Genomic DNA, 25,673 nt, shown 5'->3' on the forward strand with positions numbered 1-25,673 from the left:
TACAGGTGCTTCTAACCTGTGTAATCTATTTGTAATTTTATATTATCACAATTAAAGCAAAAGTGATATAGATAAAATGTTATACTAAATAAGTTGTAAAATTAAAAAAATTATAATATTTGTACATAATTTTAATAAAATAAACTTTGATATTTATTTTCTCTCATATAATAAGTATTTATGAATTTATTTAAAGAAAGTGGAAAAAATATTTATACATAAAATAATCCCGGATGCACAGCAATAGAATATAATAATTAATATTTATGCATTATATTTTATTGCAAAATTATATATCGATTGAATGAGAAACAAATAATATAATCCTTTAACACCTTCATTTATATAAAATATTATGATATAATATAATTGATATATAGATAAGCACATAGCTTGATATATAATAAATATTGTATAAAAATTAATTGAAAGGTGATTCATTATGATTGTTGCCGCAGGAGTTTCTAACGGCATAGGCATTTCACGCGCAAAGTTATTTAAAAGGGATTTGATAAATCCCGTTAAAAATGTAGATGATGCCGGAGCTGAAGCAGATAAACTCGATTATTGCATAAATGCTGCTAAAAAAGAACTTAAGAAATTTTACGATGATCTTCCAGACATTAATGAAGATATAAAAAAAACGATATATAAATATATCAACATAATAAATAACAGACAGCTTATAGGCGATATAAAGGATACCATAAAGGGAAAACATGTGAGCGCCGAATATGCGGTTGCATATATTTTAAACAACGCAAAAAAACAGCTTGAAAGTCTTGATGATGAATATTTGTTTGAAAAGGCGGAAGACATCGAGGAGATAAAATGGAGGCTTTTAAATAAGCTGGGAAATGTTAACTGCAAGCATAAACAGTGCATTGCAAAGGAATGCATACTCGTTGCAAATGATATTACGCCATATGATGTATTGAATATAGATCCGTATTATGTAAAGGGAATCGTGACTATATATGGAGGGCCGACTTCCAGCAGCAGTATAATAGCCCGCCATATGAATATACCGGTTGTGACAGGTGTCGGGTTGGAAGGCATGTCTATAAAGGACGGCGACCTTTTAATTGTAGACGGCGGCAGAGGGAAAGTAATAGTAAATCCGGATGATCGCCAGTTGAAACAGTACAATAAAGAGCATAATAGTTCTGTGCTGCAATAAAGCCTATGGATTTTTTCGCTTATATATTTTATAAAAAAGCTTCGATTCGTAATATGAGTTTATGTTATTTTGAACACTCATTCGCTGCTCAAAATAACATAATTCTATTTATGCCTTATTTCAAATTATGAATTGAAGAAAAGTATATAAAGATTATACCTCAAATATAAAATATATACCCTGTGCGAATGTATTTTACAAGCTTGACAAAAGTATGAGTTTTTGCAATAATACCTATTGAGATGTTTTTATAATGCCATGATGGGAAAGAGTAGCAAATGTTTGGATTTCAGCGATCCGGAAATGGTGAAAGTCCGGAGGATGTATTTGCGAAGGGAACCCGGAGCATGCGACTTTAAAGAGGACTTTGAGTCAATAAGGGTGGAACCGCGGAAGTTACCTTTCGTCCCTTGAGGGATGGAAGGCTTTTTTTATTTATTTTATAGAAGGAGTGGCTTTTATGGAAACTAAAAAGAACATGGATAAAATAGTAAACATGTGCAGGGCAAGAGGATATGTATACCCCGGGTCGGAGATATATGGAGGGCTTGCAAACACATGGGATTACGGTCCCCTTGGAGTGGAGTTCAAGAACAATATAAAGAAGGCTTGGTGGAAAAAGTTCATACATGAGTCGGAGTTTAATGTAGGGTTGGACTGTGCGATATTGATGAATCCCCAAACATGGGTTGCCTCAGGACATGTGGGCGGCTTCAGCGATCCTCTTATGGACTGCAGGGAATGCAAGGCAAGATTCAGAGCCGACAAGCTAATCGAGGATTATCTGAAACAGAATGGCGATGCCGAAGCGGTTGTCGATGGATGGAGCAATGAAAAGATGATGCATTTCATCGATGAAAAAAATATAAAATGTCCAGAATGCGGTGCGCATAATTTTACTGAAATAAGAAAGTTTAATCTCATGTTTAAAACATACCAGGGAGTAACCGAGGATTCAAAGGCTGAGATATATTTAAGGCCTGAAACTGCCCAGGGTATATTCGTGAATTTTAAAAATGTACTGAGGACAACAAGAAAAAAAATACCTTTTGGCGTAGGGCAGATAGGCAAATCTTTTAGAAATGAGATAACACCGGGAAATTTCACATTCAGGACAAGAGAATTTGAGCAGATGGAGCTTGAGTTTTTCTGCAAACCCGGTGAGGATTTGGAATGGTTTAAATACTGGAAGGATTTTTGCAAAAACTGGCTCTTAAGTTTGGGGCTAAAGGAAGAAAATATAAGACTGAGGAATCACAGCAAGGAGGAACTTTCCCATTATAGCAAGGCAACGACGGACATCGAGTACCTTTTCCCGTTTGGATGGGGAGAACTGTGGGGCATAGCCGACAGGACGGATTTTGATTTAAAACAGCATGAGAAATATTCAGGGGAGGAAATGGCTTATACCGACCCGTTTACAAATGAAAAATTCGTGCCATATTGCATAGAACCATCGGTAGGTGCCGACAGAGTTGCATTAGCATTTTTAATAGATGCATACAATGAGGAAGACTTGGGCAAAGGCGACTCAAGGGTTGTCCTTAAGCTTCACCCGGCTCTGGCTCCTATGAATGCAGCGGTTCTTCCTCTTTCTAAAAAATTAGGTAAAGAGGCTTTTAATCTATATAAAAAACTTCAGGAAAAGTATAATGTGGATTATGATGAAACCGGGAGCATAGGCAAAAGATATAGAAGACAGGATGAAATAGGGACGCCGTATTGTATCACCTATGATTTTGATTCTTTAAATGATAATTCGGTCACAATACGGGATAGGGACACAATGCAGCAGATAAGAGTAAATACGGACGGCGTTTTTAAATTTTTAGAAGAAAAGATTAAATTCTAAACTATTGTTACAACTAAAAAACAATGCTTTAGGCTGTGCGTTTTAAAATAATTTAGGTATGACATTTAGTTCAGTATTTAAGCATAGCAGATGTATCCAAATATTGTCTGATAGCATAATAATATTATATAACTTGTTTTATGAGGCTTTATTTATGGATGCATCTGCTAAATTTAAGGAGAAAATGCAGTCAGCAAATCCTAAAAATCCTACGGATTCCCAAAGGCACGATATGCTGTATAAATCTCTTGTAAAAGCCGGAAGGGCTGAAGATTACCAGAATATAATAAATCTTTTATCGCCGCTGCCTGATATAATACGCTATGCATCGTCGGGAGAATTTAAAAATGTGAAGGTTGGTATTATAGGCGGAGGTCTTTCAGGCATGGCTGCAGCATTTGAGCTTAGAAAATTAGGATTTGACATAACTGTTTTTGAACCTACGACGACTCACATGGGAGGAAGAATATATACTTATTATTTTAATGATAACAAGACATTGTATGGTGAGCTTGGAGCCATGAGATTTCCTGTATCCCATGAGACAGTCTGGCACTATATCGATTTATTCAAACTCGACACGGAACCGCTGCTCCAGTCGGATCCAGAAACTTTTTTTTATATAAGGGGCATCAGGGTTAAAAACGATTCCGAGGGGAAAAATATATTCCACAAGATCTATCCGCAGTTCGAATTGACTGTTCAGGAAATGAATACTCCATGGCCGGCTCTTTTAGGCAAGGTAAACAGTTATTACCTCTCAACAATGCCTCCGGATATAAGGAAGCAGTTTCTTATGATATTGCCGGCATATGATCACAGGTATCAATCCATAGAAAACTTGAGCTCGAGGCAGGCATTGCAGCAGTATGGATTAAGCAATGAGGCTGTCAACTTGATCTCGAGCATTATGCCTAATTTCGGGGCACTTATTTATCATAGCTATGAATCGAGCTTATGCACTGACTATACCCTTGACTTTTCAAATCTTTATCAGATATGCGGCGGGATGGTAAAACTTCCCCTTGCCTTTTACAATTCCCTTACTTCGCCTCGCCCCAAAGAATATCCCGATATACCTCAGAGCGATATCGGAAATGTAAACTGGAGGGGAGGGCAGTTGGTGACGGGTATCTACAAATCGGGTAATGACGGGAAGATAATATTGAGCTATAAAATACTGCAGAATAACAAAAATGACTTTGAAAAATTCGATTATGTTATATGTGCAGTACCGATACCGGTGTTAAAATCGATGGCTATTCAGCCATCATTTGCAGGGAAGAAAAGTCAGGTGATAAGGGAAGTATATTATGAAAATGCACAGAAGACTCTTTTTCTATGCAAGGAGCGTTTCTGGGAAAAGCAGGGTATAAGAGGTGGTTCATCTTTTACTGATGGAGTTATAGAAGTCGTATCATATCCGCAGGATTATAACCGGAGCATTACCAAGGGAAAGGGAAACGCTTTGCATGATAAAAGGGGCGTGCTTTTAGCTTCATATAATATAGGTGAAGACGCATACGCCCTTGGAAATATATCTCCTTTTATACAGCGCGAGATTATCAAGAGGGAAATAGAAAAGGTGCATGGCCTGACAGAAGGCTATTTAGATAATATTGTCATAGATTCAAAGACAATCGACTGGGTCAGAGAGCCGTGGTTTTTCGGAGCTTTCCAAATGTTTTTGCCGGGACAGAAAAAGGATTTTTTATATTCTACATTTAAACCCGAATATGATAACAGAGTATTCTTTGCGGGTGAACATACCTCGGTAAAAAATGCATGGATGCAGGGCGCTTTGCAAAGCGGTATGGCGGCTGCCAACGATGTAGCCTACTATTCGATGATCCATAAATACCAAAGATAATATATCTAACAGTTTTATCTAAATCAACTATACCTTGCTAAAATTTCATATTGCGGGCCAAAGTCGATAATAATTTGAAGATAATGGTCATAAATAAATAATAGATAAGTTAGTAAAATATGGGGGACATCCTAATTGTATAAAGAGATTAAGGGACCGCTTAAGTGTGATATTAATCCTTTAAAGGGATGTGTCGGTTACTGCTGTAAATTTTGCATGATAGCAAGCGAATGCACATTTGCCTGTCCTGGTGATCCTTCTGAATGCGGCAAAAAGATACAATGGATAAGAAAGCAGAAAAACAATACATTATATCCATAATAGTATTCTTCAAATTTGCCTCTATATTATAATAGCAAGCATTTTCACAACAACTGTTAAATAGTCCAAGCACTTGAAATGGAAGCACAACTGTAATAGAATATAAAAGATGATTGATATAATGCGTCCGTAGCTCATTTGGATAGAGTATCTGATTCCGAATCAGAGGGTGGCAGGTTCGAATCCTGTCGGACGCACCAAATTATCCCAATATCTGAATTTTCGGTGTTGGGGATTTTTATAACTGATAAATTCCAATTTGAAAGGATTCCCTATTTTTATCCGTTTTTATATATTGTGGTATATACTGAGATAAAGATATATCATTGGTGCGATGGATATGGCTATGTTGTATGAATAAATTTATCCTGATCTTGATATCAAAGAATATCTTTGTAATTCCATTCAGTTATGTAAGGAGGTAGAAAATGACAGATTACATAATTGCAACTGCTTCAACCGCAGATCTTCCTGCGGAATATTTTAAAGAACATGATATCCCGTATATCAGCTACACTTATACTGTTGATAATAAGCCGTATGTTGACGACTGCCGAGAAGAGACAAGAGCAGCCACCTATACAGCGATGCGGAAAGGTGCGATGGCAGCAACTTCTATGATCAATAGTTATGCATACTATGAATTTTTCAAAAAACTCATGGATACGGGGAAAAATGTAATTTTTTTAGACATGACCCGTCAGATATCACATTCCTTCATTAGTGCCGGGGAAGCGGCCGATCAGATCCATAAAGAATATCCGAATCAGCGCTTTTACCTGATGGATACACTCTGTGTGTCCGGGGGCCTTGGGATGCTGGTGTACTACATGGTCAAGCTTCGGGAAGCCGGCCGGAGTTTTGACGAGACGATCAAATGGGCGGAAGCCAACAAACTCAGAATCATTCACTGGTTTACGGTAGATAATCTCAACTACCTCAAACGCGGGGGGCGTGTTTCCAACGCTGCAGCTTTGGTGGGATCGCTCCTTTCCATAAAGCCTGTCCTCTATGTATCAGATGAAGGCAAACTCGTTGTAGCCTCTAAAGTCCGCAGCAGAAAAACTGCCTTGCTCTATATCATTGCCAGAATGAAAGAGGATTTTACCGAGCCGGACGGCAAAGAGGTATTCATTCTTCATGCTGACTGCATGAGGGATGCGGAATTTATGCGAAAAAAGATACTTGAAGCATTCCCGACTGTATCGAAAGTGACGATCATGAGTCTTGGCGCTGTCGTCGGCGCACATTGCGGGCCGGGGCTGCTCACCATATTTTATCTTGGCGACAAACGTTATTCATAATGAATAATTTTCGATTTTGCGTTAAAAAAGTCGCATTAGCAAATAGTTAAAGAAATTATGACAGTATTATAAATGGCAGAGGATGTATTTCAAATTCAAATTAAAAATAATGTGTTGATTTGTAGTAGCGGTCTTGCATCTAAATTAAGCAAATGACGCAAGTTAAAAGTCACATTTTTATTGGTGATAAGCTTAAGATGATCACAAAACGGCGAATATTAATCTTGGCACCATATAAATATTTTGATAAAATATGAGTATAAACAGTTGAAAGTGTTGTTATGGCAAATATCAGGCAAGTTCAGTCTTATTCGCGGGCATGGAGGCAATCATGAGAGATGAAATTATAGGATTATCCAAGATCAGCTATATAGATGAGATAAGATTTATTGATTCTGACAAGTTGACGGATGATTATATTGGTGATGAGCGAAAATTTATAGGAAGACAGCCGACCAATATTATGCCTGATGCAGAAACAATCGTAATTGCTGCTATATATATTGGAGGATTTGTAACAGCAAATTATCCCGAGTATGGGAGGATGAGCAGGCTAGTCCTCTCTGGGTATTATTCTAATATTGTAAAACCGCTGATCCCAATAAAAGAATATTTGATGTCATGCGGTTATAAAGCTATCATTATGGATAGTGAAAGCGATATAAAGTCAATACCTCTGAAAGGTGCGGCTGTGAAAGCCGGTCTTGGATGGATTGGGAAGAACTCTTTATTAGTCAATAACAAATATGGGTCTTTTCTGGCTCTTGGAGCAATTTTGACAAACGCAAACATAAGCGAGAAATATCCTATTGCTAAAAATATGTGCGGCAATTGTTCAAAATGTATAGAAGGATGCCCTGTAAAGGCAATAGATGTTCCACAACGGCTTAACAGGGCAAAATGCCTTTCAAACTTACTTGAAGATTATAATAGTAATTTGGACATCATTCAAAAAATTAACACAGATGGTTATTTTTTTGAATGTGACATTTGTCAAAATATCTGTCCATGGAATCAGAAGCATATCCCAACCCCGTTAGATACTCCATACGGAAGACTTTTTCGAGGCGATAAGTTGAATCATATTATGAAAGTGGACCATCTCAAGCATATGGATGAGGAAACTTATGAAATGGAATTGGCCCCATTGATGATCGGATATAAATTGCCTTATAAAACGTTCAAGCGTAATATCGCAATTTTATTTGGGCAGGGAATCTGATATAAAGATGCGAGTACAATTAAGGGAGTGGAATCTCTTGAAAAATAAAACAACCGGCGAAGTGATGCTAACCATTGCAATTTTATTTGGGGCACAGCTTTAGTTGCGCAAAGGATGGGCGCGAATAGCGTAGGGCCATTTTTACGTTCAATGCTATCGTTTTATCGTGGCTTTGCATTTTTATTCGCCGATTTTCCTGATGCTAAGCAGATATGATAACAGCACATATGACCCAGAGAATCTGAAACGGCAGGTTCGTCGATTGGTCTGCTCTTTTTCAGAGAGAAGGGATTTGTCACCTTTGGCAAAATATGAAAATATAGAGAAAATGTTTACCAGTGTTAAAGCCGAAACCGCTATTTTTGAAACAGGCGGTCATATCATTTCCGGACATGGTGATGAGGTCAATAAGGTAATACAGAATTTTACAGAGAAAACAGAATAATGCAGTTTGCATAATGCTGGAGTTTTGCTTTTTTATAAAAGTCTGTAAACTTACAGATTGTTATCAATTAGTTCGAATCAATGGATTATATCGATATGTTATAATGATAAAAAAAGGGGGATTTTCATGGATTCAAAAAATCAAAAATCAATTTCCAGAGAGACACTTAATCTCCTTCGTACAATGCAGCAAAACGAAGTCGACGAATCTGAGATTTACCGTCGCATTGCGGCATACGCGAAAGATGAAAAGAACAGAAAAGTGCTTTTAAGGCTTTCCAATGAAGAACATGCTCATGCCATGAAATGGAATGAGTATACTGGGGAAGAACTGCGACCGCGCATCGGCAGAGTATTTAGGAGAATGCTTGTGGTAAAGCTGTTTGGGTTTACATTTGCGGTCAAGCAGATGGAGAATGGTGAAAAAAACGCCCAGGAAAAATACGAATGGCTGTCACGTGAAGTACCGGAGGCAGAAGAAATCCAATCACAGGAAAAAGAGCATGAAAGTGAGCTGATCGGACTTCTGGATGAGGAGCGGCTGAGATACGTCGGCTCCATGGTGCTGGGGCTAAACGATGCACTGGTGGAAATGACCGGCACTCTTGCCGGACTGACGCTTGCCATGCAGAATACGCGCCTAATTGCACTTTCCGGCTTGATTACGGGCATTTCGGCGACGCTTTCGATGGCGGCTTCCGAATTTCTCTCCGCGAAAAGCGAAGGCCGGACTGATGCGGCAAAATCGAGCGTTTACACCGGTGTTACATATCTTGTCGCAGTCGCGCTGTTGATCCTGCCGTATCTTCTACTTTCTAAGCAGCATTATCTGCCTGCACTGGGTCTGATGCTGGCGATCGTCATTTTGATTTTGGTGGTATTCAATTATTATATTGCAGTAGCCAAGGACATGTCATTTGGAAAGCGTTTCGGGCAGATGGCTTTTATAAGCCTCGGGGTAGCTGCGCTTTCGTTCCTTGCCGGCCTCTTCATGAAAAATGTGATGAATGTGAGCTTATGAGCATACCGATCCGAAAATCCACTTTATCCAATTGAACGGCAGATTCATTTTGCTCTCTTGAAACAATAGTTGATGTATGCCATAAGAATTTTGCGTATTAATGATTATGCTCATTCTGTATGGTTTGCATCGGCTTGTCAGAGCGGGTTTGAGTTAAACTTCCGCCGTTCATTTTTACAAAGCCTTTTGATCGCCTTCTTGCCGGAGAGAGCGTTTAAGAACAGTGCTCCTGCAGAAGTGGCCCATACCCCGACGAAATAAAAATTGTCAAGGCCGGTAATGGTCATATCCTTACTGCTAAACAAACTGTTCAGAATATCCGGTTTCTTTTTAGGCGGATTGGCAAAACCGTGTGTTCCGCCCATGAAACGCTCCCATGTGAGCAAAGTGGAAACATCGATAGCTTCAACTTGATTTGCAATGCCGTGAAAATGGCTTTCCAAAAGATCGATCACTTTTGCGGCCACTCTCTGCTTTTCTGCTTCATATTCTTTTCTGTCGGCAGACAGTTTTTTCCAGTAGGAGTAGGCTGAAGTAAGCTCAACTTTGATTACGCCTTTTCCATTGGGAGCCATGGTTTTGTCGAAACCGTAGATCTGCATTTCCAGCGAGGTGAACTCGTGCCCCGCAATGGTGATCGGTTTATCTAAAAGCATGACCAGACTGGACGGCTCTTTAGAAAGATCTCGGTCGACACCAAGAAAAATACTTACCGCAAAATCGGTTGTGTCGTCAGGCTCAGCACAGTATGCTTTGAGCCGTTCATCCATATATTTCCCGTCAAGCAGTTTTAAAAGTGTCTTTCGCCCGTCAGCGTTGGAAATGATGATATCGGCAAATTCCTCTGTACCATCATCCAGCTTTACGCCCACAGCCCTGCCATTGTCCGTGATGATTTTTGTGGCCTTCTTACAGCAGTAAAGCTTGCCGCCCAGTGCATTGTATCGTTTGACGATACCGTCGACAAAAGACATACTCGCACCAACAGGCCATGCTATATCCCGATTTAAACCGGAGGCATGGCGCATCAGATGCAGAAACATGGGAATGGAAGGATTAGAATATACCAGAAGAGGAAATGCCTTCTGCAAAAATGGATCGGTAAAACGTTTTGCAAAATCATGCATGGAAATTTTAAACCATTTCATGTTCTGGAAGACAATTGGTGCGTGCCAGAGCATGTTCAGGATATTCCCTGTCATCATGTCACCCATCATATCATATTTTGCGACATCGCGAATTCCTTTTACATATGAGCGGATGACATTCGCGTCTTGCGGCGACAATTCACACAGATGCTTTTCAAGTGCATCCGGATCATAGTAGTCATTGAGCATCCTGCCGTCAGGGGATGCCACGCTTACGCATTCCTTTGGGCATACCAGTTCCGTGGGCATGGCGCCGACCTCCAGCCAGAGCCGGTGAATCTTTGAGCTTGGGGAACAGCCCATAAGATGGTGGATGCAAGCGTCAAAAGTATAGCCGCCGCGTTTCCACGATGCACATTGTCCTCCCGGACGGTAATTCATCTCATAGATGCGGGTGTCAAACCCGTTCATCTGACCGTAAATGCCTGCGGATAGCCCACCCATACCGGCACCTATAATAATAATCGATTTTGGCATATGCTGCCTCCTTTTCGGTAAAATCAAATAGACTTTGGCTGATTCATAAATATGTTAAATGATTTTAACTTCAATCCGTAATTTGAACTTATGTTATTTTGAACACTCATTCGGCAGATTCAAGTTTTGTAAGTTCTAAGGCCAACAGCCTTAAGAATCCAAGAGCTTTTGAAACTCGTTTCACTCAGACAATCAAAAGCTCTAAGGATTTTTTGCAGCAGCAAAGCCAAGAACTTATCAAAACTTTCATAATACTCATTCGTCGCTTAAAATAACATAATCCCATTTATGCCATATTTCATATTGCGAATTGAAGTGATTTTAATAAAGGGATTGATTTGATTTCGTATTCTGTTTCCATATTAATTCCTATATTAAATATATCATAAAATTTTAAAAGCAGGAAGACTAAACTGACAAATCATTTTGCCCTTGTGCTTTATTGGTAATTTAGATGATTATAGATACATGAAAAAAGTTTTTGAAGATTACAATTTGTCAACCTAGCTCAGATAGGATAATCAAAGAATTATTGCATCAGGATATTGACAAAATAAAAATAGTATTTCATAATCAAAGTAAACTATTAGTTTACAACATAACATTTATGTGCAATATGGAGGTTTAACAGTTGGGAAGCAGTGAACGCAAGGAAAAAGAGAAAGAAATCCGGAGAAAGGATATTATCGATGCGGCTGAAAGAGTTTTTTTTAGAAAGGGATATAATAATTCTACAATGGATGATGTGGCGAAAGAAGCCGAGTATAGTAAAAGAACAGTGTATGTATATTTTAACAGCAAAGAACAGATTTATTTTGAGATTATGATTAGGGGATACAGGTTTCTGATGGAGATGATAGAAGATAGTCTGCAAAAGAATAAAGCTCACACTGCCATTGAGGAAATAAGGCAAATGGCTTTAACGCTATATCAATTTAGCAATAATTACCCGGAATACTTTGACGCAATCATGGAATATGAAAACAATGCGCTTGATTTTCAAAAAAACGTTCCGGATCATTCAAAAGAAGAATGCTATGCTCTTGGAGAACAAATCCTGGGTTATTTGACGAATGCGTTAAAAAAGGGTATCGCAGAAGGTTCCATTCGCAGCAATTTGAATGTTGAAATTACGGCTCTTGCTTTATGGGCCTGCATAATCGGCGTATTTAATACAGCAAAGCGGAAAAAATACTATATTGAGAACTATCACGGAATCAAACCGGAAAATCTGGTTTCCGAAGCTTTTAATATGATGATTAGGTCGATACGAACAGAAACGGAGGAATGAAAATGGGAGAGAAGGGATTGATAAAAAAAATGGGTGTTATAATTGTCGGTATAATTGTTTTTGTCGGAATTGCCGTTATAGCTTTATTGATCATAAGCGGCGTTTTTGAAAAATCTGCATATCTTAAGCCATGGAAGAAGGATTATGCACAAAAATTTGACGACCCCAGAATCCAGCTTACGGCGTATGGACTGCTGGCGGCGAACGGTCATAATATGCAGCCGTGGAAAATACGTCTTGATAAGGACGATTCGATGGTATTTTACTTATATGCAGACAGCGACCGTTTAACAGACGAAGTAGACCATTTTGCACGGCAGATGATTGTTACGAAGGACAATACCCGCTTAAGTCAGGTTAAAAGCGGCATGCTGTATAGCATGCTGATATTGGAGGCTCAGCGGCAGGGATTTGTTATGCAACCTCTAAGTCAGGTCCTGGAAGAATACCCTGAAATGAAAAAACTCTATAGCGGCATCCATCGAGACTATGCTCCTGAGGGAGAAACGATCCAAATGCTTATACGTTTGGGAAAGCCCACAAAAAAAGTGCCGCAAAGCATGCGGCGCGATGTAATGGATTTGATTGTCAGAGAATAAGATTTTAGCATGACGTGACGGGTGCATATTTTATATTCGAAGAATATTATTTCAATTGCCAAGCTTGAAGTATATAGAATCTGTATGCTTGTTCAGGACAGAATCAAAACTCACTTGCGCATGAAATATGATTCTGCTTATAAAGAGATAAATCAGAATTTAGAGGAGCAAATTATGAAAAAAATGTTTAAAAATAATGAACTGACTCGGCGCATTATGATGCTTCACAGCAATATCGACGATTTGTTATACGTATGCAGGAATGTTTACGATTACGGAAAAAGTAACCATGTTGAGGCGTCTTTGTTTTATGCAAATTACGAGACGGTCAAAAAGCAACTTGATATTAATATAAAAGAGTTATAAACTGCTTAAACAAATGGTTACATAGCTGGCGTGGATATCTAAATTGAGCAAATGACTTAGGTCTTGTAGAACCTTATGTCGGCGAGCATAAGGGGGCTAAAAAATATTCGCTGGGAGAGGAAGTTTATTATGAACAATAAAGAATGGTTTAAATCCGCAAAATTCGGTCTGATGATTCACTGGGGACTTTATTCTCTTCCTGCAGGGGAGTGGAACGGTAAACGGACGCCTTATATCGGAGAATGGGCGCAGTCATATTTTAGAATTCCCAACAGAGAGTACCACAAGCTGGCGGGTATTTTCAATCCTATTTTGTTTAATCCGGAGGAATGGGTTCTTTTAGCCAAAGAGGCAGGAATGCAATATATGGTGGTAACCGCCAAGCATCATGAAGGATTTGCCATGTATCGGTCCCGGGCGAACAGATTCAATTTGTTTGACGCTACCCCTTTTAAACGGGATGCTATCGCGGAGATTGCTGAGGCTTGCTATAAGTACGGCCTGAAGCTTGGATTATATTATTCGCAGGATTTGGACTGGAGCGATCCCAATGGCGGCGGTTATACGAGGGGGCATACCAGCAGCAAAGTAATGAGCTGGACAAACGATTGGGATTTTCCCGAAAATGATAAAAAGAATTATACACTTTGCTTTGAAAATAAAATCAAGCCCCAGGTTCAGGAGCTGCTGACGAATTTTAAAGACCTGTGCCTTATTTGGTTTGATACGCCGCTTACAATCAGTCCGGAGCAAAGCCGGGAGCTTTACGATCTGGTGAAGCATTATCAACCCAACTGTCTGGTAAATTCGCGAATCGGTAACGGTATGGGCGATTATAAGTCCCTGGGCGACAACCAAATTCCCGAAAACCACATGCCCGAAGGTCTGTTTGAATGTCCTGCCACTCTCAACGACACATGGGGTTATAAAAGTTTCGACAATAATTGGAAGGATGCCGGCAAGGTAGTTTTCCTGAAAAATCATCTAAATGAGCGGGGGATCAACTATCTGCTGAACATAGGTCCCGATTATTTGGGGCGGATTCCTGCTCCGGCACAGGATATTTTGCGTATGGTCGGCAAAAAAATATAAAATATCATCAGAAATCCACAGACTGGTATTCACCGGTTTGTGGATTTCTGATGGCTGAGCTGTTTTATTTTATTTAAACGAGTCATATGCAACAACATACAGGGATGTTATTTATTAAAGATTATTCTGATGCTTGAATGTACCTTTTTTATTATTAAGACAAGGACAAGAACGATGACTGAAACAAGAGCGGTAAATCCGCCGGGCGCTACATTGAGATAATATGAAATAAACAGCCCCAGCATGATATCTATTACACTAAAAATAATAGAGAATATCAATGTATGTTTAAATCCCTTCTCAAGTTGTAGCGCCGTGGCAACAGGAAGGGCAATCATTGAGCTAAGTACCAGCACACCGACTATTCTTATTGATACGGATATTGCGGAGGCAACAAGGATAGAAAAAACATAATTGATCAGCTTGACTTTGACGCCTGCTACTTTAGCGGCCTCTTCGTCGTATGCAATATATACCAGCTGATGGTATAAAAGAATAAGTGTCAATACGGAAATTGTGCTGAGGATTAGTACCATGAGCATGTCGAATTTGGTTACAGTAAGTATACTGCCGAACATAAAGGAATCTGCATTTGCGTGGAGCTTTCCGGAGCTGATGATTGTAATGGCGGTACCAACGCTCAAAGAGAGAACGATAGTAAGAATCAGATCAGTGTATTTTTTAAAATAACTGCGTAGAAATTCAATCAGTGCCCCGCAGACAGATGTAAAAATAAATGCGCCAAGTACAGGGCTCTGGTTACATAGAAGCCCGATTGTGATACCGGCAAGCGAGGCATGAGATAGGGTGTCTCCTATCATGGAGTAACGCCGAAGGACCAGGAAGATGCCGATGCATGGGCATAAAATTGAAATAAATATTGAAACGAAAATTGCATTTTGCATAAAACCATAACTAAACAATACTATCATCCTTTCTTCTATTTTTTAGATATTCATCTGCATATTTTTGAGGGGTGCAGAGATGTCCGTGGCCACCTACCATATGGTAAATCAATGTTGAGTTTGAAACGGCAGCATCGAGATTATGTTCGACTGACACAATGGTAATACCGTTTTCTTTGTTTATTTTTTTCAGGAATCCATAAATATCTCTTTGGCTGTTAATGTCCACGCCAGTGGACGGCTCGTCGAGAATCAGCAAATCAGGGTTTCCAATTAATGCTCTCGCAATCAATATTTTCTGGCTTTGGCCACCGGAAAGGGTACCCATTAATGCATTCATAAACTTATACATCCCAACCCGATCAAGAATTTCAGCAATAATGCTTTTATCTTTGATTTTTAAAAGTTTTCGATAAGAATTCAGTACTTCATAAACCGTAATGGGGAAATTAGAATTAGAAAAATCTTTTTTTTGCGGTACATATCCGGTTCTTTTAGCATATGACACGATTATTCCGCTTGTCGGTTTTAAAAATTTTAATATCAGCCGCATAAGCGTGCTTTTCCCACAACCGTTTTCACCTACTACCGATACATACTCCCCATCATGTATTTCTAGATTGATGCCATCCAGTACATAGGGTGGCGAACCTGTATAGGAAAAAAACAAATTTTGAGCTTTGATCATAATAAAACATCCTTTCCAATTTAAAATTATTAATTTTTATCAGTAAATGCATATCATTTGCACTTGACAAATTTATCCTCGTATACTATTCTTATTATAGTTGCAGATAGGAACCATTTGCAAGTATAATTTTGGAGGTTGTTAAAAATGTTTAAAAAATGGTATGCTTTGCTATTATGTCTGGTTATTCTTGTAAGCTTCTCAGCATGCGGCAAGAACTATCAGGCAAATAAGACGGAAGATGATAAGATAAAAGTTTCCGTAACATTTAATGCTATGAAAGAATTTGTTGCATCTGTAGGAAAGGATAAGGTGGAAATCTCAACGATTATCCCTGATGGCACGGAGCCGCACGAATTTGAACCAAAGGCAAAGGACCTGGCCGGTCTTAGGGATGCGAATGTTTTTGTATACAGTGGATTTGGAATGGAGCCTTGGGCGGATGACGCGATTAAAGCTGCCGATAATCCAAATCTGATTGCAGTGGAAGCATCAAAAGGTGCCAGCCCCATTATGAACGAGGATGCTGAAGAAATTAAAGAACACGGTAAATATGACCCACATATCTGGCTTAGCCTTAAGGGTGCAGAAGTTGAAGCTAAAAATATCAAAGATGCTCTGATAAAGGCTGATCCATCCAGCAAAGATTATTATGAAAAAAATTGTAGCGATTTTGTCTCCCAACTTGAGAATCTTTATAACGAATATAATGAGAAATTCCGGTCATTGGAGAAAAAGAGTTTTGTAACGGGACATGCCGCTTTTGCCTATTTATGCAGAGATTTTGGCTTAACGCAGAACAGTGTAGAAGATGTTTTCGCAGAGGGCGAACCCAGCGCACAGAAATTGACCGAGCTTGTTGATTATTGCAAGAAAAACAAGGTTACTACAATTTTTGCTGAAGAAATGGTAAGCCCTGCTGTTTCTAAGACGCTGGCTAGCGAAGTTGGGGCAAAGGTAGAAACAATCTATACGGTTGAAGGTGCCGAGGATAATAAAACATATTTAGAACGCGTAAAGAGCAATCTGTCCAAAATTTATGATAGCCTATCCAAGTAGGAAGAATTCAAAAGTTAAATTTTAGAATGTGAAAGAATAACAGCCGGTTTAATCAGAAAAGAAGTGTCGTACATTGTAGTAGGACGCTTCTTTTCTGTTTTACATAATTAGTGACAGAAATGCGCAAAAAATGAATAGTTCAGTTGTATAGTATGTGCTCATATTGTATAATACAAAATATATAATATAAAATAACTAAAATTAATATCCTTCCGTTTCGGCTGAGAACTTACTCATGTCTGAGGAGTTTTTGGCATAAACGGTTTTGTTTTAAGAATACAGGGGGATACAAAAGAAGGAAGTTGAAATGATGGAAAATGAACTGAAAAAAAAAGTATGGCTTGTGTACCGCAATCGCCATGGTTGTCGGCATTGTTATCGGAAGCGGCGTATTCTTTAAGGCAGAAGCAGTCTTGAAAGTCACCGGTGGTAACTTGCCACTTGGGATTGCGGCATGGGTGATTGTTGGATTTATTATGATCATTTGTTCTTACACGTTTGCCACCATGGCTACCAGGTATGAAAGGGTGAACGGCGTGGTGGACTATGCGGAGATGACGGTTGGCAAAAAATATGGCTATTATGTGGGCTGGTTTATGGCGACGATTTACAATCCAACGCTAACATCCGTGCTGGCATGGGTTTCAGCCCGATATACATGCGTGCTCCTCGGCTGGGATATAACAGGTGGTTCCTCCATGACAATCGCCTGCTTTTATCTGGTGGTAAGTTATGCGGTCAATGCTCTGTCTCCCATAATTGCCGGCAAGTTTCAGGTCGCGACGACGGTTATTAAACTCATTCCACTGGTGGTTATGGCAGTGGTCGGAACTATCGTCGGCCTGTTCAACGGCATGACGGTACGAAATTTTTCTTATGCGGCGCATTCCAGCGTTGGTCTCGGCGGAGGACTTTTTGCCGCAGTTGTAGCTGTTGCCTTCGCTTATGAGGGATGGATTATTGCAACGTCCATAAATGCGGAACTGAAAGATTCAAAGAGAAATCTTCCGAAAGCGCTGATTATTGGTTCTCTTATTGTGGTTGCAGTATATGTCTTCTATTATATCGGCTTGGCCGGCGCTGTTCCGGCCGACGTGCTTATGAAAAGCGGACAGGTAGGCGCGAAGATGGCATTTCAGAACCTTTTTGGTTCGGTCGGCGGATCTTTGATCTTTGTGTTTGTCATAATTTCTTGCCTTGGTACGCTAAACGGTCTGATGCTGGGTTGTACCCGTGGAATGTATTCGCTGGCCGTAAGGAACTTGGGACCTGCGCCTGAGACATTCAAACAAGTGGACAAGGTCACGAATATGCCTGGAAATTCATCCATTATCGGACTTTTGTTATGCGCTTTCTGGCTTCTTTATTTCTATGGAGCCAACCTTACAACTCCATGGTTTGGTGTTTTCTGCTTTGATACATCCGAGTTGCCGATTATTACGCTTTATGCCGGATACATTCCTATATTCATCATGATGATGAAAAAAGAAAGGGATCTGGGAACCATTAAACGTTTTGTCATGCCGACACTCGCCATTTTGGGATGTCTGTTCATGATTGTTGCGGCGTGCCTTGCACATGGCATGTCTGTAGTTTACTATCTCATTGTGTTCGCAGTGATTATCGTTATCGGATCGTTTTTTCAGAAAAGTGGCGGACTGTCGCCGCTTAGCAGCCGATAACAGGATGTTAAAAAGATAAATTCCCAAACAAAAGCACTTACTATATATACTTAGTAAGTGCTTAATTATTTTCTGCTTTATTTACTTTACTCTTCTAAAATTTACAAAGCCTTTCGGCATATTCTCCAGGGCTATAAGTTTATGTTTTCCTTGTCGTTTCCTATAAGAGAAATTGTGCATTAGATAATTTTTATACATTTTATATAAGCTGATTGCTGGAAGTAGATCAGCATTAGTAGTACTATTTTAACAAGATACTATACATTCCATTCAATAGGAATTATTTTATATCGTTAAAATCTATAATATTTTTTATTTTTAGTGCAGCATTTTATTCTGATATGGAGTATTAGTAGTAAGAAGGAGGAGAACTATGAATCCTAAATCGTTTCGTACGGTTGTATTTCCGAAGCTGATAAACAGGATGCCTTCAAATGGCAAGAATTCAAATATTGCTCCGTCATCCCCCAATTTGCATGGACAACAGTCTGCTGTAGCAAATGTAAATTCCGTCATTTATATAAATCAGCTTGGTGATATGATCAATGAAAAGCCCATAATAGGCGGTCCGGCAATTAACATGATTGAAAAATGGACATTTAAACGGTATTGTACCTTGTTAGGGTTTGATCCTTTGCCGGTATCGATTCCTGAAGGACTTAATCTGATCAAGAATGATACAAGGAACATTTCTTTTCAGAATGACAGGCGTGTTGATTTTTATAACACTTGGAGTTTCGTATATACAGGCAGTTCAAAAGAAAATGCAAAGAGCATAACTATCAATGTAAATCCATCATTCATCCCTTACTGGTCAGTTCCGAGAGCATATCAGCTTAAAGGGGAAGTAGAGCTTACAGATGTTGACGAGGTGCTGAAGCTGGGAAAAAAATATTGAGCAGCTCAAATAAACCGGCAGCCTTAGCAAAATGCAGGTATGTTACAGAACTAAGGATACAGCGTCTTAATGCTATGCAAAAACGCATGGATAACTTGATTAAAGATTATGATATCGATCGAGAATTTGATTATCTCCAAGATCATGATGAAGATTTATATACCATAAAAGAGAAACTTGTGTTTGCATTTCCCGGAAATTATGGGCTGTTTATAGCTTTACATTTTGGTAGATTTCTTAATGAAACAATTGACACAGATGAAAAACGAAAGGCTTACGATGCTATTATCCGCTATCTTGATAATGTGAATTTATATTTGTCATCTGAGCTTTCTGAATTTCTGGAAACGTTCTTTATTGCAAATGAAAAAATCGATATGGAAAAGTTAGAAAAAGAATCAAATGATAAAATAATGGAAATGCTGGCTGACACGGAAAATTATTTAGAACGTAACCATAAAGAGATAGAGCAATACATCGAAATTAAGAACTCTGATGAGTTTAAAAATTCTGTGGCGGGAAAACTTCAGAAGTCTATATTGAATTTTCAGAGACAAAGCGGCTATAAAGGCATTTTAATAGCAAATATGAAGATACTCAGTAAATCTTATGCTGAATACCTTAAAAAATTAGAAGCGGCAAATGAAATAATGTTAAAAAAATATCCCAAAGCAAGATTATGTATGAATCAGGATAGCGTAATTTAAAGTTGGATTATAAATGCTGGGATTGGGTGCATCATAAAATATGCACCTTTTTTGTTTCAGATTATTTTGTTCATGCAGTTCCTATGGTATACTTAATCCAAATTGCCTATATAATCTACCACATATCATTCAAAATAAACCACATATTGAAAATCAGTGGAAATCAAAGCTCATATTTACTATGCTGTAAGTGTAATAAGGAGGTAATGAGATGCAAATCGAAATCAAAATTGATGGAAATTGCAAAGAGCCTAAAATTGTAATTTTGACTGGCAGAATGACTGATGTGATAAAAGATATTGTCAAGAAACTATCCGAAACGGCTTCGCAAATGCTTGTGAGTTTTTGCGGTGATAAGTTTAAAATTTTAGAACAGTCACAGATATCTCATATCTATGCCTCGGCAGGCAAGGTTTATGCGATGGTACCTATTACGCTGTGGTACCGGAATTGATTAATGACTGTGGCAGTGAATTGAACGCTGTAATTTTGCAGATTATTCTATCTTTAGCCTATGGAGCTGTATGGGGAGGAGCATCAGTGATCTGGAAAAAGGATAATTGGAGTATTTTAAAGGAAACAATCGTCCACCTTGTCATCTGTTCTCTGGCGACGTTCCCGATTGCATATTTTAGCCGCTGGATGAGCTACGACATTAAAGAAATCATTATGACATTCGAGCAGCCTGCTCGAGTTCTTTTATGTCATATTTATATTGCAAGTGAAACTTAATAGTAGAATAATTAAACAATATATGTAAAAAATAAATATACAAAAGATAAGGCGGTGAAAATATGCAGCCGGACTACGGAAAGCTTGAGCCTGAGATCATCTGTTTTGTGGATAGAAAATGTCTAAGCACATGGGCAATACATGAAAGCCGTATATTATTCCATGACCTTACTTATATCTATTCAGGTAGGGCTACATACGTAATAAACGGCGTACCATACCATGTCAAAGATGGCGACCTTATATACATACCCGCAGGCTGCACCAGAGGAGCCTATGCCGAAGGGAAAGACCCGATGTGCTGTTTTACTTTCAACTTTCAATGCAGCCTGCATTCAGGAGAGCAAGTCAACCTTCCGCTGCCTTTTACAAGCAAGATTCCTAAAACAGATTGTGATTTGATGAAATTATACAATGAATTTAACAACATCTGGCTCGATAAAAGAGATTTTTATATGCTAAAGGCAAGAGCTATATTCATGATGATAATTTACAAATATATTTTATACGGTATTCATGGTACCGAGCAATCGTTTAGCGATAAGCGGATAAAAAAAATAAAGGAATTCATATTAAAAAATTATCCTGAAAAAATAAAAATGAGCACGCTGGCAAAAATAGCGGATCTGAATCCCATTTATCTTGGCGGTTATTTTAAAAAATCTACGGGATTTTCCGTTAAACATTATATAAATACAGTACGCATAAATAAAGCAAGGGATTTATTATCGGCTGGAGGTTACACTGTTTCGGAAGCAGCTTTGGAATGCGGTTTTAAAGACATATTTTATTTCAGCAAAATATTTAAGGAAATGACAGGAGTGCCTCCGTCTGCATTTTTAAAATAGCATAGGAGTATATATTCTTTGAATATAAAATATGTACCCGAATAGTATTGCTTATTTGCCGAATTTGCAATTGCTTGATAAGAAGATTATTTGAAGTTATGGTATAATAAAACTAAAAATGCAGGAGGGGGATGTTGCTTATGTATGAATTGAAAAATGAGGTAAAACAATTTTTAAACAAGTATGAAATGAATTATGAAAATATCGATATGGAACAAAGCTGCAATGAATTTATAAAAGAAATGGATGAAGGCCTTAAGGGTAACCAGAGTTCTCTTAAGATGATTCCTACGTACATAGCGACGGATAAGGAAATACCGACAGGAGAACCGGTTATCGTCATGGATGCCGGGGGTACAAATTTCAGAGTGGCCGTCGTGACATTCGATAAAGATAAAAAGCCTGCCATAGAGGATTATAAATTGTATCGTATGCCGGGTACTAATGGTGAAATATCAAAGGATGAGTTTTTCTCAGATATTGCCAATTATATCCTGCCGGTAATAGGGAAAAGCAATAAGATTGGTTTCTGCTTCTCTTATGCGACTGAAATACTTCCGAACAAGGATGGGAGGCTTCTGCAATTCAGCAAGGAAGTACGTGTAAAAGATTTAATAGGGGAAGCTATAGGCGAGGGGCTTTTGAAAAAACTTAAGAGCATGGGAGTCAATGGCGATAAAAGGATCGTGCTTTTAAACGATACGGTGGCTACGCTGCTTGGAGGAATGGCGGCTTATCCCGACAGGGAATTTGACGGATTCATAGGTTTTATACTTGGAACCGGAACAAATACCTGCTATAGTGAGGAAAACAAGAATATACTAAAAGTATCGGCTCTTGCCAAAAGTGAGGGCTCTATGCTTATAAATGTTGAGTCCGGCGGATATGGGAAGGCTAAAAGGGGTATAATCGATTGCGAATTTGACAATGGTACTGTAAATCCGGGAGAATATTCTTTCGAAAAGATGATTTCCGGAAGATACCAGGGGGGAGTTGTACTTGCAGTTTTAAAAAAGGCAGCAGAGGAAGGACTATTCTCTCATAAATTTGCAGATTCAATAAAATCCGTTGATGAACTTACTTGCGAGGAAATAAGCAACTTTTTATATTATCCTTATTCTAAAAATAGCCTTTCGATGTGCTGCGGGGACGGTACGGATGATCGCATTTTACTTTATCATATATGCGATGCAATGATTGAAAGAGCGGCAAAGCTGGTTGCTATAAATCTTGCGTCTATAATGCTAAAGACAGGAAGAGGGAAAAATCCGTGCAAGCCCGTATGCATAGCCGCAGAAGGTTCAACATTCTATAAGCTTAAATTGTTCAGATACAAGCTTGATTACTATATAAAGGAATTTTTGAATGATAAAAAAGGATTATACTGTGAGTTTGTCAAAGCGGAAAACGCAACATTAGTGGGGGCTGCCATAGCGGGGCTTATAAACTAATATTCGATAATGTAAATGAAGCTTATAATTCTATCAAGGGAAAATAGGAGTATTCTTTTAAATATCAATTTGGATTTAATAATAAACTGCAGGGAGTAAATTATTCCTGTAGTTTATTATTATTTGCTGAAGTTTACAAGGGCACTTACAAAGAGAAATTAAAACTTGCCGTCTTCGCGTCATGCTTATTTGGCGAAGGAATCAAAATCATTTTTACTCATTTCTTTACCAACAATTTTCCACAGGGCGTTCCTACTGTCACCGCTAAAATGCAAACCTTCTACACCATGCTTCCATGTCTCAGTGGTACAATAAAGGTAACTGTACCAGTTCGTATTGAGTTTCTTACCGCCGATAGCAGTAATTAATATACAAATTCTCAAGTAGGAGATCAAAAGCACGATCAAACGGTTTTTTCTCCATAGCCAGTGCAATACGTAATTCATTTTTGTCTACAACGGATTTGCCCTTCATAGCATTCAAAATATTTTTTGCATCCACAGTCAATTGCTTTTTTGAAAGACAGCGATCCAAATACTGATACGCCTGTATGGATAGATATGTAGACCGCTTTTTATATGCTTTGCAATAAAACACTTTCTTCTGCTCAATAAGAGCTATGATGTTTTCCATATTGTATCCTAATCCACATAAAGAGGGCAATTCCTTGTTTTCATTGCAAAGCAGAATCCCATGGTTCTCAATGTATTCGAGCAATTCCTCCTGTCGTGCCGAACTGTACTGCGGAAACAACTCAGGATTACGCACACGGGAACAAACGATACGGCCACAATCTTTGCAAATGATATATTCCACAATAGAACCGGATTTAGCACTATGATAAGCATATAAATCAGGATAAATTTGTCCATTGCCCATTTGGTATCCTATTCCGAGATTGGTGCTGTTACAATAACTGCATTTTTCAATATGCATATATCTCACGCCCTTTCGATTATTGTCATAGCATGTTAAATAATATAAATTTTATACGAATTGCATTTGACTGTCATTAATGTTCATTCGGAAAAGATAATTTTTTTCATATGGCGAGCAAATTGTTGTTCAATATCGGCATCGATTGCGAATTCTTTGTCAGTCGAATAACAGTCAAGTGCCTTTTGAATAAGATCGGTGTATTCGCCTGAAAGACGAGTCATACCCCATTTCCCTCCATCCATCTTTGACAGGACAAGGCCATCTTTCATATAGGCAAGTACTCGGCAGAGGTTGAGTATGATATAGACAGGATTGCCTACGATCTCGCTTTCTGCGTTTTCAACATCTGATCTTATACTCGCTAAATAGTCGCTTTTCGGAACTTCTCCAAAAACATCTTCGATAGGTTTGCCATATTGAACAATGCCAACCTTCTTAACAACAGTAAAATGCGCAGCCAAATCACAATCCGTACCGTTCATTGTACGGCAGTATTTTGACAAATTACCAACAATTTCTTTAATGTGAGCATTTGAAAAGTGAAGTTGAAATGGAGTCGGATGATTGAAATCCTTGCAATCACCATATAGAACCACACTCATTTCAAAGCCTTTTGGCGGAGCAGCCTGATTTAACCGAAGAAGTGTGCGTATCAACGCTTCTTTTTGTGCCTGTGTCAAATTTTCATAAACTACAACCAAAAAGTCGATATCACTTTTATTCCAATTGAAACAACCGAATGCAAGGGAACCGTGAATATAAATGCCGCAAAGGTTTTTCCCCAGAACATTTTGATATTCATCGCTGGTAATTGATAATATTTCAGACGGTTTCATTGTCTTATCCTTCTTTTTACATGTTCGCCATTTATTAATCAAACACTTCGTAGATCAGGTCGACTTGTCCCGATGTCGTTTTTTATTGCTTACATTCTAACACTATCCCGCAATTCAGTCCATTATAAACCATTCAAGTCAACGTCCTTTTTTCCTGTGCCACCGGCTGTATGGCTGAAATGCCTCAAGAGGCTGATTAAAACAATATGAAAATCCAGTCTGTCCGGAAAACCATCCACACATGGCCGGCGGGGAAAATCAAGTTTGGTATACGATATTCTTGTTTTTATATCTTTCACGTGAACTTTTGTCATAAGCCAGAGACTATGGTTATTACCTTTTATTCAAAATCATCTCATTTTATAAGCATTCATGAGTAATAATATGACTGCTTAAGCATTTAGCATATAATATTCTAAAACCGGGTGATATATCCATTAAATAGAACAAAATGGATATACTTGTGGATTGCATATATATGGTAATTGTGCTATTTTTAGTATAAAGTATTTGAGGCAGTTTTTCTTCAAACTTGGGGATTGTATTGAGACTATCCTAAGTTTACTCAACAAATCAATATTGGGAAAATATGGTAAAGGCATTACTGAGATTTTATGTTTCACATAAAAATCAAATCGCTGTTTTATAACCTCTGTTATTGCATTAATAAGTATATAGACCATAATTAATCTGTTGTGCTAACTGATTATTTAGGGTATTAAGGAATATTATGGTAATCAA

The 25,673-nt window shown here is 38.5% G+C and carries 26 protein-coding genes and 1 tRNA gene; 22 read left to right on the plus strand and 5 right to left on the minus strand.

Translation table 11 applies throughout. The features are described from left to right. The first annotated feature begins 442 nt into the window (after nucleotides 1-442). The 9 genes from QME45_06445 to QME45_06485 all read left to right on the plus strand — a co-directional run bounded on the left by QME45_06445 (nucleotide 443) and on the right by QME45_06485 (nucleotide 9,214). Nucleotides 443-1,180: a PEP-utilizing enzyme gene (locus QME45_06445; protein MDI6618304.1), complete on the plus strand. Its 738-nt coding sequence runs from the start codon at nucleotides 443-445 to the stop codon at nucleotides 1,178-1,180. A gap of 460 nt (nucleotides 1,181-1,640) precedes the next feature. After that, complete coding sequence (locus tag QME45_06450) at nucleotides 1,641-3,032, plus strand: glycine--tRNA ligase (GenBank protein MDI6618305.1); 1,392 nt, start codon at nucleotides 1,641-1,643, stop codon at nucleotides 3,030-3,032. A 154-nt stretch (nucleotides 3,033-3,186) separates the two neighbouring features. After that, nucleotides 3,187-4,902 carry an FAD-dependent oxidoreductase gene (locus QME45_06455; protein MDI6618306.1) on the plus strand — a complete coding sequence of 572 codons (1,716 nt, stop codon included), beginning with the start codon at nucleotides 3,187-3,189 and terminating at the stop codon, nucleotides 4,900-4,902. 135 nt (nucleotides 4,903-5,037) lie between these two features. After that, a complete protein-coding gene (locus QME45_06460) occupies nucleotides 5,038-5,223 on the plus strand; it encodes a hypothetical protein (protein ID MDI6618307.1) in 186 nt (61 codons plus the stop codon). Between the two features lie 123 nt (nucleotides 5,224-5,346). After that, a tRNA-Arg gene (locus tag QME45_06465) sits at nucleotides 5,347-5,423 on the plus strand. 228 nt (nucleotides 5,424-5,651) lie between these two features. Beyond that, on the plus strand, nucleotides 5,652-6,527 hold the full coding sequence (locus QME45_06470) for a DegV family protein (GenBank protein MDI6618308.1): 876 nt from the start codon (nucleotides 5,652-5,654) through the stop codon (nucleotides 6,525-6,527). 331 nt (nucleotides 6,528-6,858) lie between these two features. Further along, nucleotides 6,859-7,749: a 4Fe-4S double cluster binding domain-containing protein gene (locus QME45_06475; GenBank protein MDI6618309.1), complete on the plus strand. Its 891-nt coding sequence runs from the start codon at nucleotides 6,859-6,861 to the stop codon at nucleotides 7,747-7,749. Nucleotides 7,750-7,948: 199 nt separating this feature from the next. Next, on the plus strand, nucleotides 7,949-8,194 hold the full coding sequence (locus tag QME45_06480; GenBank protein MDI6618310.1) for a hypothetical protein: 246 nt from the start codon (nucleotides 7,949-7,951) through the stop codon (nucleotides 8,192-8,194). Between the two features lie 57 nt (nucleotides 8,195-8,251). Further along, nucleotides 8,252-9,214, plus strand: coding sequence for a VIT1/CCC1 transporter family protein (locus QME45_06485; GenBank protein ID MDI6618311.1), 963 nt, complete (start codon nucleotides 8,252-8,254; stop codon nucleotides 9,212-9,214). A 137-nt stretch (nucleotides 9,215-9,351) separates the two neighbouring features. Here the strand turns inward: QME45_06485 and QME45_06490 are convergent, their stop codons facing one another. Continuing rightward, the gene (locus tag QME45_06490) at nucleotides 9,352-10,611 is read right to left on the minus strand and encodes a hypothetical protein (GenBank protein MDI6618312.1); all 1,260 of its coding nucleotides are present in this window, start codon (nucleotides 10,609-10,611) and stop codon (nucleotides 9,352-9,354) included. A 57-nt stretch (nucleotides 10,612-10,668) separates the two neighbouring features. On the opposite strand from QME45_06490, the gene QME45_06495 reads away from it, so the two are divergent. The 5 genes from QME45_06495 to QME45_06515 all read left to right on the plus strand — a co-directional run bounded on the left by QME45_06495 (nucleotide 10,669) and on the right by QME45_06515 (nucleotide 14,187). Further along, complete coding sequence (locus QME45_06495) at nucleotides 10,669-10,797, plus strand: hypothetical protein (GenBank protein MDI6618313.1); 129 nt, start codon at nucleotides 10,669-10,671, stop codon at nucleotides 10,795-10,797. A 673-nt stretch (nucleotides 10,798-11,470) separates the two neighbouring features. Then, the gene (locus QME45_06500) at nucleotides 11,471-12,130 is read left to right on the plus strand and encodes a TetR/AcrR family transcriptional regulator (protein MDI6618314.1); all 660 of its coding nucleotides are present in this window, start codon (nucleotides 11,471-11,473) and stop codon (nucleotides 12,128-12,130) included. Between the two features lie 2 nt (nucleotides 12,131-12,132). Beyond that, nucleotides 12,133-12,729 carry a hypothetical protein gene (locus QME45_06505; protein MDI6618315.1) on the plus strand — a complete coding sequence of 199 codons (597 nt, stop codon included), beginning with the start codon at nucleotides 12,133-12,135 and terminating at the stop codon, nucleotides 12,727-12,729. A 174-nt stretch (nucleotides 12,730-12,903) separates the two neighbouring features. Further along, nucleotides 12,904-13,095, plus strand: coding sequence for a hypothetical protein (locus QME45_06510; GenBank protein ID MDI6618316.1), 192 nt, complete (start codon nucleotides 12,904-12,906; stop codon nucleotides 13,093-13,095). A 75-nt stretch (nucleotides 13,096-13,170) separates the two neighbouring features. After that, nucleotides 13,171-14,187, plus strand: coding sequence for an alpha-L-fucosidase (locus QME45_06515; protein MDI6618317.1), 1,017 nt, complete (start codon nucleotides 13,171-13,173; stop codon nucleotides 14,185-14,187). Between the two features lie 107 nt (nucleotides 14,188-14,294). On the opposite strand, the gene QME45_06520 is transcribed toward QME45_06515, so the two are convergent. Then, complete coding sequence (locus tag QME45_06520) at nucleotides 14,295-15,110, minus strand: metal ABC transporter permease (GenBank protein ID MDI6618318.1); 816 nt, start codon at nucleotides 15,108-15,110, stop codon at nucleotides 14,295-14,297. After that, nucleotides 15,103-15,780: a metal ABC transporter ATP-binding protein gene (locus QME45_06525; protein MDI6618319.1), complete on the minus strand. Its 678-nt coding sequence runs from the start codon at nucleotides 15,778-15,780 to the stop codon at nucleotides 15,103-15,105. The genes QME45_06520 and QME45_06525 overlap by 8 nt, the downstream gene beginning before the upstream one ends. Before the next feature lie 147 nt (nucleotides 15,781-15,927). Here QME45_06525 and QME45_06530 point away from each other — a divergent pair, with 147 nt between their 5' ends. The 8 genes from QME45_06530 to QME45_06565 all read left to right on the plus strand — a co-directional run bounded on the left by QME45_06530 (nucleotide 15,928) and on the right by QME45_06565 (nucleotide 23,157). Continuing rightward, nucleotides 15,928-16,839 (plus strand): metal ABC transporter substrate-binding protein, encoded by a 912-nt coding sequence (locus QME45_06530; protein ID MDI6618320.1) that lies wholly within the window; start codon nucleotides 15,928-15,930, stop codon nucleotides 16,837-16,839. A gap of 359 nt (nucleotides 16,840-17,198) precedes the next feature. After that, on the plus strand, nucleotides 17,199-18,521 hold the full coding sequence (locus tag QME45_06535) for an APC family permease (protein MDI6618321.1): 1,323 nt from the start codon (nucleotides 17,199-17,201) through the stop codon (nucleotides 18,519-18,521). Nucleotides 18,522-18,894: 373 nt separating this feature from the next. Further along, entirely contained in the window at nucleotides 18,895-19,419 is a 525-nt protein-coding gene (locus QME45_06540; GenBank protein MDI6618322.1) for a hypothetical protein, read from the plus strand. Then, nucleotides 19,416-20,126: a MerR family transcriptional regulator gene (locus QME45_06545; GenBank protein MDI6618323.1), complete on the plus strand. Its 711-nt coding sequence runs from the start codon at nucleotides 19,416-19,418 to the stop codon at nucleotides 20,124-20,126. The genes QME45_06540 and QME45_06545 overlap by 4 nt, the downstream gene beginning before the upstream one ends. A 211-nt stretch (nucleotides 20,127-20,337) precedes the next feature. Further along, entirely contained in the window at nucleotides 20,338-20,580 is a 243-nt protein-coding gene (locus QME45_06550) for a hypothetical protein (protein MDI6618324.1), read from the plus strand. Beyond that, a complete protein-coding gene (locus QME45_06555) occupies nucleotides 20,565-20,858 on the plus strand; it encodes a DUF3021 domain-containing protein (protein MDI6618325.1) in 294 nt (97 codons plus the stop codon). Before QME45_06550 ends, QME45_06555 begins: the two co-directional genes overlap by 16 nt. 62 nt (nucleotides 20,859-20,920) lie before the next feature. Then, the gene (locus QME45_06560) at nucleotides 20,921-21,706 is read left to right on the plus strand and encodes an AraC family transcriptional regulator (GenBank protein MDI6618326.1); all 786 of its coding nucleotides are present in this window, start codon (nucleotides 20,921-20,923) and stop codon (nucleotides 21,704-21,706) included. Between the two features lie 140 nt (nucleotides 21,707-21,846). Next, the gene (locus QME45_06565) at nucleotides 21,847-23,157 is read left to right on the plus strand and encodes a hypothetical protein (GenBank protein MDI6618327.1); all 1,311 of its coding nucleotides are present in this window, start codon (nucleotides 21,847-21,849) and stop codon (nucleotides 23,155-23,157) included. A gap of 345 nt (nucleotides 23,158-23,502) precedes the next feature. Here the strand turns inward: QME45_06565 and QME45_06570 are convergent, their stop codons facing one another. Further along, on the minus strand, nucleotides 23,503-24,093 hold the full coding sequence (locus QME45_06570) for a hypothetical protein (protein ID MDI6618328.1): 591 nt from the start codon (nucleotides 24,091-24,093) through the stop codon (nucleotides 23,503-23,505). 83 nt (nucleotides 24,094-24,176) lie between these two features. Then, nucleotides 24,177-24,932, minus strand: a complete 756-nt coding sequence (locus tag QME45_06575) for a DUF4111 domain-containing protein (GenBank protein MDI6618329.1) — start codon at nucleotides 24,930-24,932, stop codon at nucleotides 24,177-24,179. Between the last annotated feature and the right edge of the window lie 741 nt (nucleotides 24,933-25,673).

Source organism: Clostridiales bacterium (assembly GCA_030016385.1).
Taxonomy (GTDB): domain Bacteria; phylum Bacillota; class Clostridia; order Clostridiales; family Oxobacteraceae; genus JASEJN01.

Bases quoted from the DNA above. Each gene is read 5' to 3' on its own strand.
- QME45_06445 (MDI6618304.1), top strand. From the start codon at position 443: ATGATTGTTGCCGCAGGAGTTTCTAACGGCATAGGCATTTCACGCGCA.
- QME45_06450 (MDI6618305.1), top strand. From the start codon at position 1,641: ATGGAAACTAAAAAGAACATGGATAAAATAGTAAACATGTGCAGGGCA.
- QME45_06455 (MDI6618306.1), top strand. From the start codon at position 3,187: ATGGATGCATCTGCTAAATTTAAGGAGAAAATGCAGTCAGCAAATCCT.
- QME45_06470 (MDI6618308.1), top strand. From the start codon at position 5,652: ATGACAGATTACATAATTGCAACTGCTTCAACCGCAGATCTTCCTGCG.
- QME45_06475 (MDI6618309.1), top strand. From the start codon at position 6,859: ATGAGAGATGAAATTATAGGATTATCCAAGATCAGCTATATAGATGAG.
- QME45_06480 (MDI6618310.1), top strand. From the start codon at position 7,949: ATGCTAAGCAGATATGATAACAGCACATATGACCCAGAGAATCTGAAA.
- QME45_06490 (MDI6618312.1), bottom strand. From the start codon at position 10,611: ATGCCCACGGAACTGGTATGCCCAAAGGAATGCGTAAGCGTGGCATCC.
- QME45_06495 (MDI6618313.1), top strand. From the start codon at position 10,669: ATGGTGGATGCAAGCGTCAAAAGTATAGCCGCCGCGTTTCCACGATGC.
- QME45_06505 (MDI6618315.1), top strand. From the start codon at position 12,133: ATGGGAGAGAAGGGATTGATAAAAAAAATGGGTGTTATAATTGTCGGT.
- QME45_06510 (MDI6618316.1), top strand. From the start codon at position 12,904: ATGAAAAAAATGTTTAAAAATAATGAACTGACTCGGCGCATTATGATG.
- QME45_06515 (MDI6618317.1), top strand. From the start codon at position 13,171: ATGTCGGCGAGCATAAGGGGGCTAAAAAATATTCGCTGGGAGAGGAAG.
- QME45_06525 (MDI6618319.1), bottom strand. From the start codon at position 15,780: ATGATCAAAGCTCAAAATTTGTTTTTTTCCTATACAGGTTCGCCACCC.
- QME45_06530 (MDI6618320.1), top strand. From the start codon at position 15,928: ATGTTTAAAAAATGGTATGCTTTGCTATTATGTCTGGTTATTCTTGTA.
- QME45_06535 (MDI6618321.1), top strand. From the start codon at position 17,199: ATGGTTGTCGGCATTGTTATCGGAAGCGGCGTATTCTTTAAGGCAGAA.
- QME45_06540 (MDI6618322.1), top strand. From the start codon at position 18,895: ATGAATCCTAAATCGTTTCGTACGGTTGTATTTCCGAAGCTGATAAAC.
- QME45_06550 (MDI6618324.1), top strand. From the start codon at position 20,338: ATGCAAATCGAAATCAAAATTGATGGAAATTGCAAAGAGCCTAAAATT.
- QME45_06560 (MDI6618326.1), top strand. From the start codon at position 20,921: ATGCAGCCGGACTACGGAAAGCTTGAGCCTGAGATCATCTGTTTTGTG.
- QME45_06565 (MDI6618327.1), top strand. From the start codon at position 21,847: ATGTATGAATTGAAAAATGAGGTAAAACAATTTTTAAACAAGTATGAA.
- QME45_06570 (MDI6618328.1), bottom strand. From the start codon at position 24,093: ATGCATATTGAAAAATGCAGTTATTGTAACAGCACCAATCTCGGAATA.
- QME45_06575 (MDI6618329.1), bottom strand. From the start codon at position 24,932: ATGAAACCGTCTGAAATATTATCAATTACCAGCGATGAATATCAAAAT.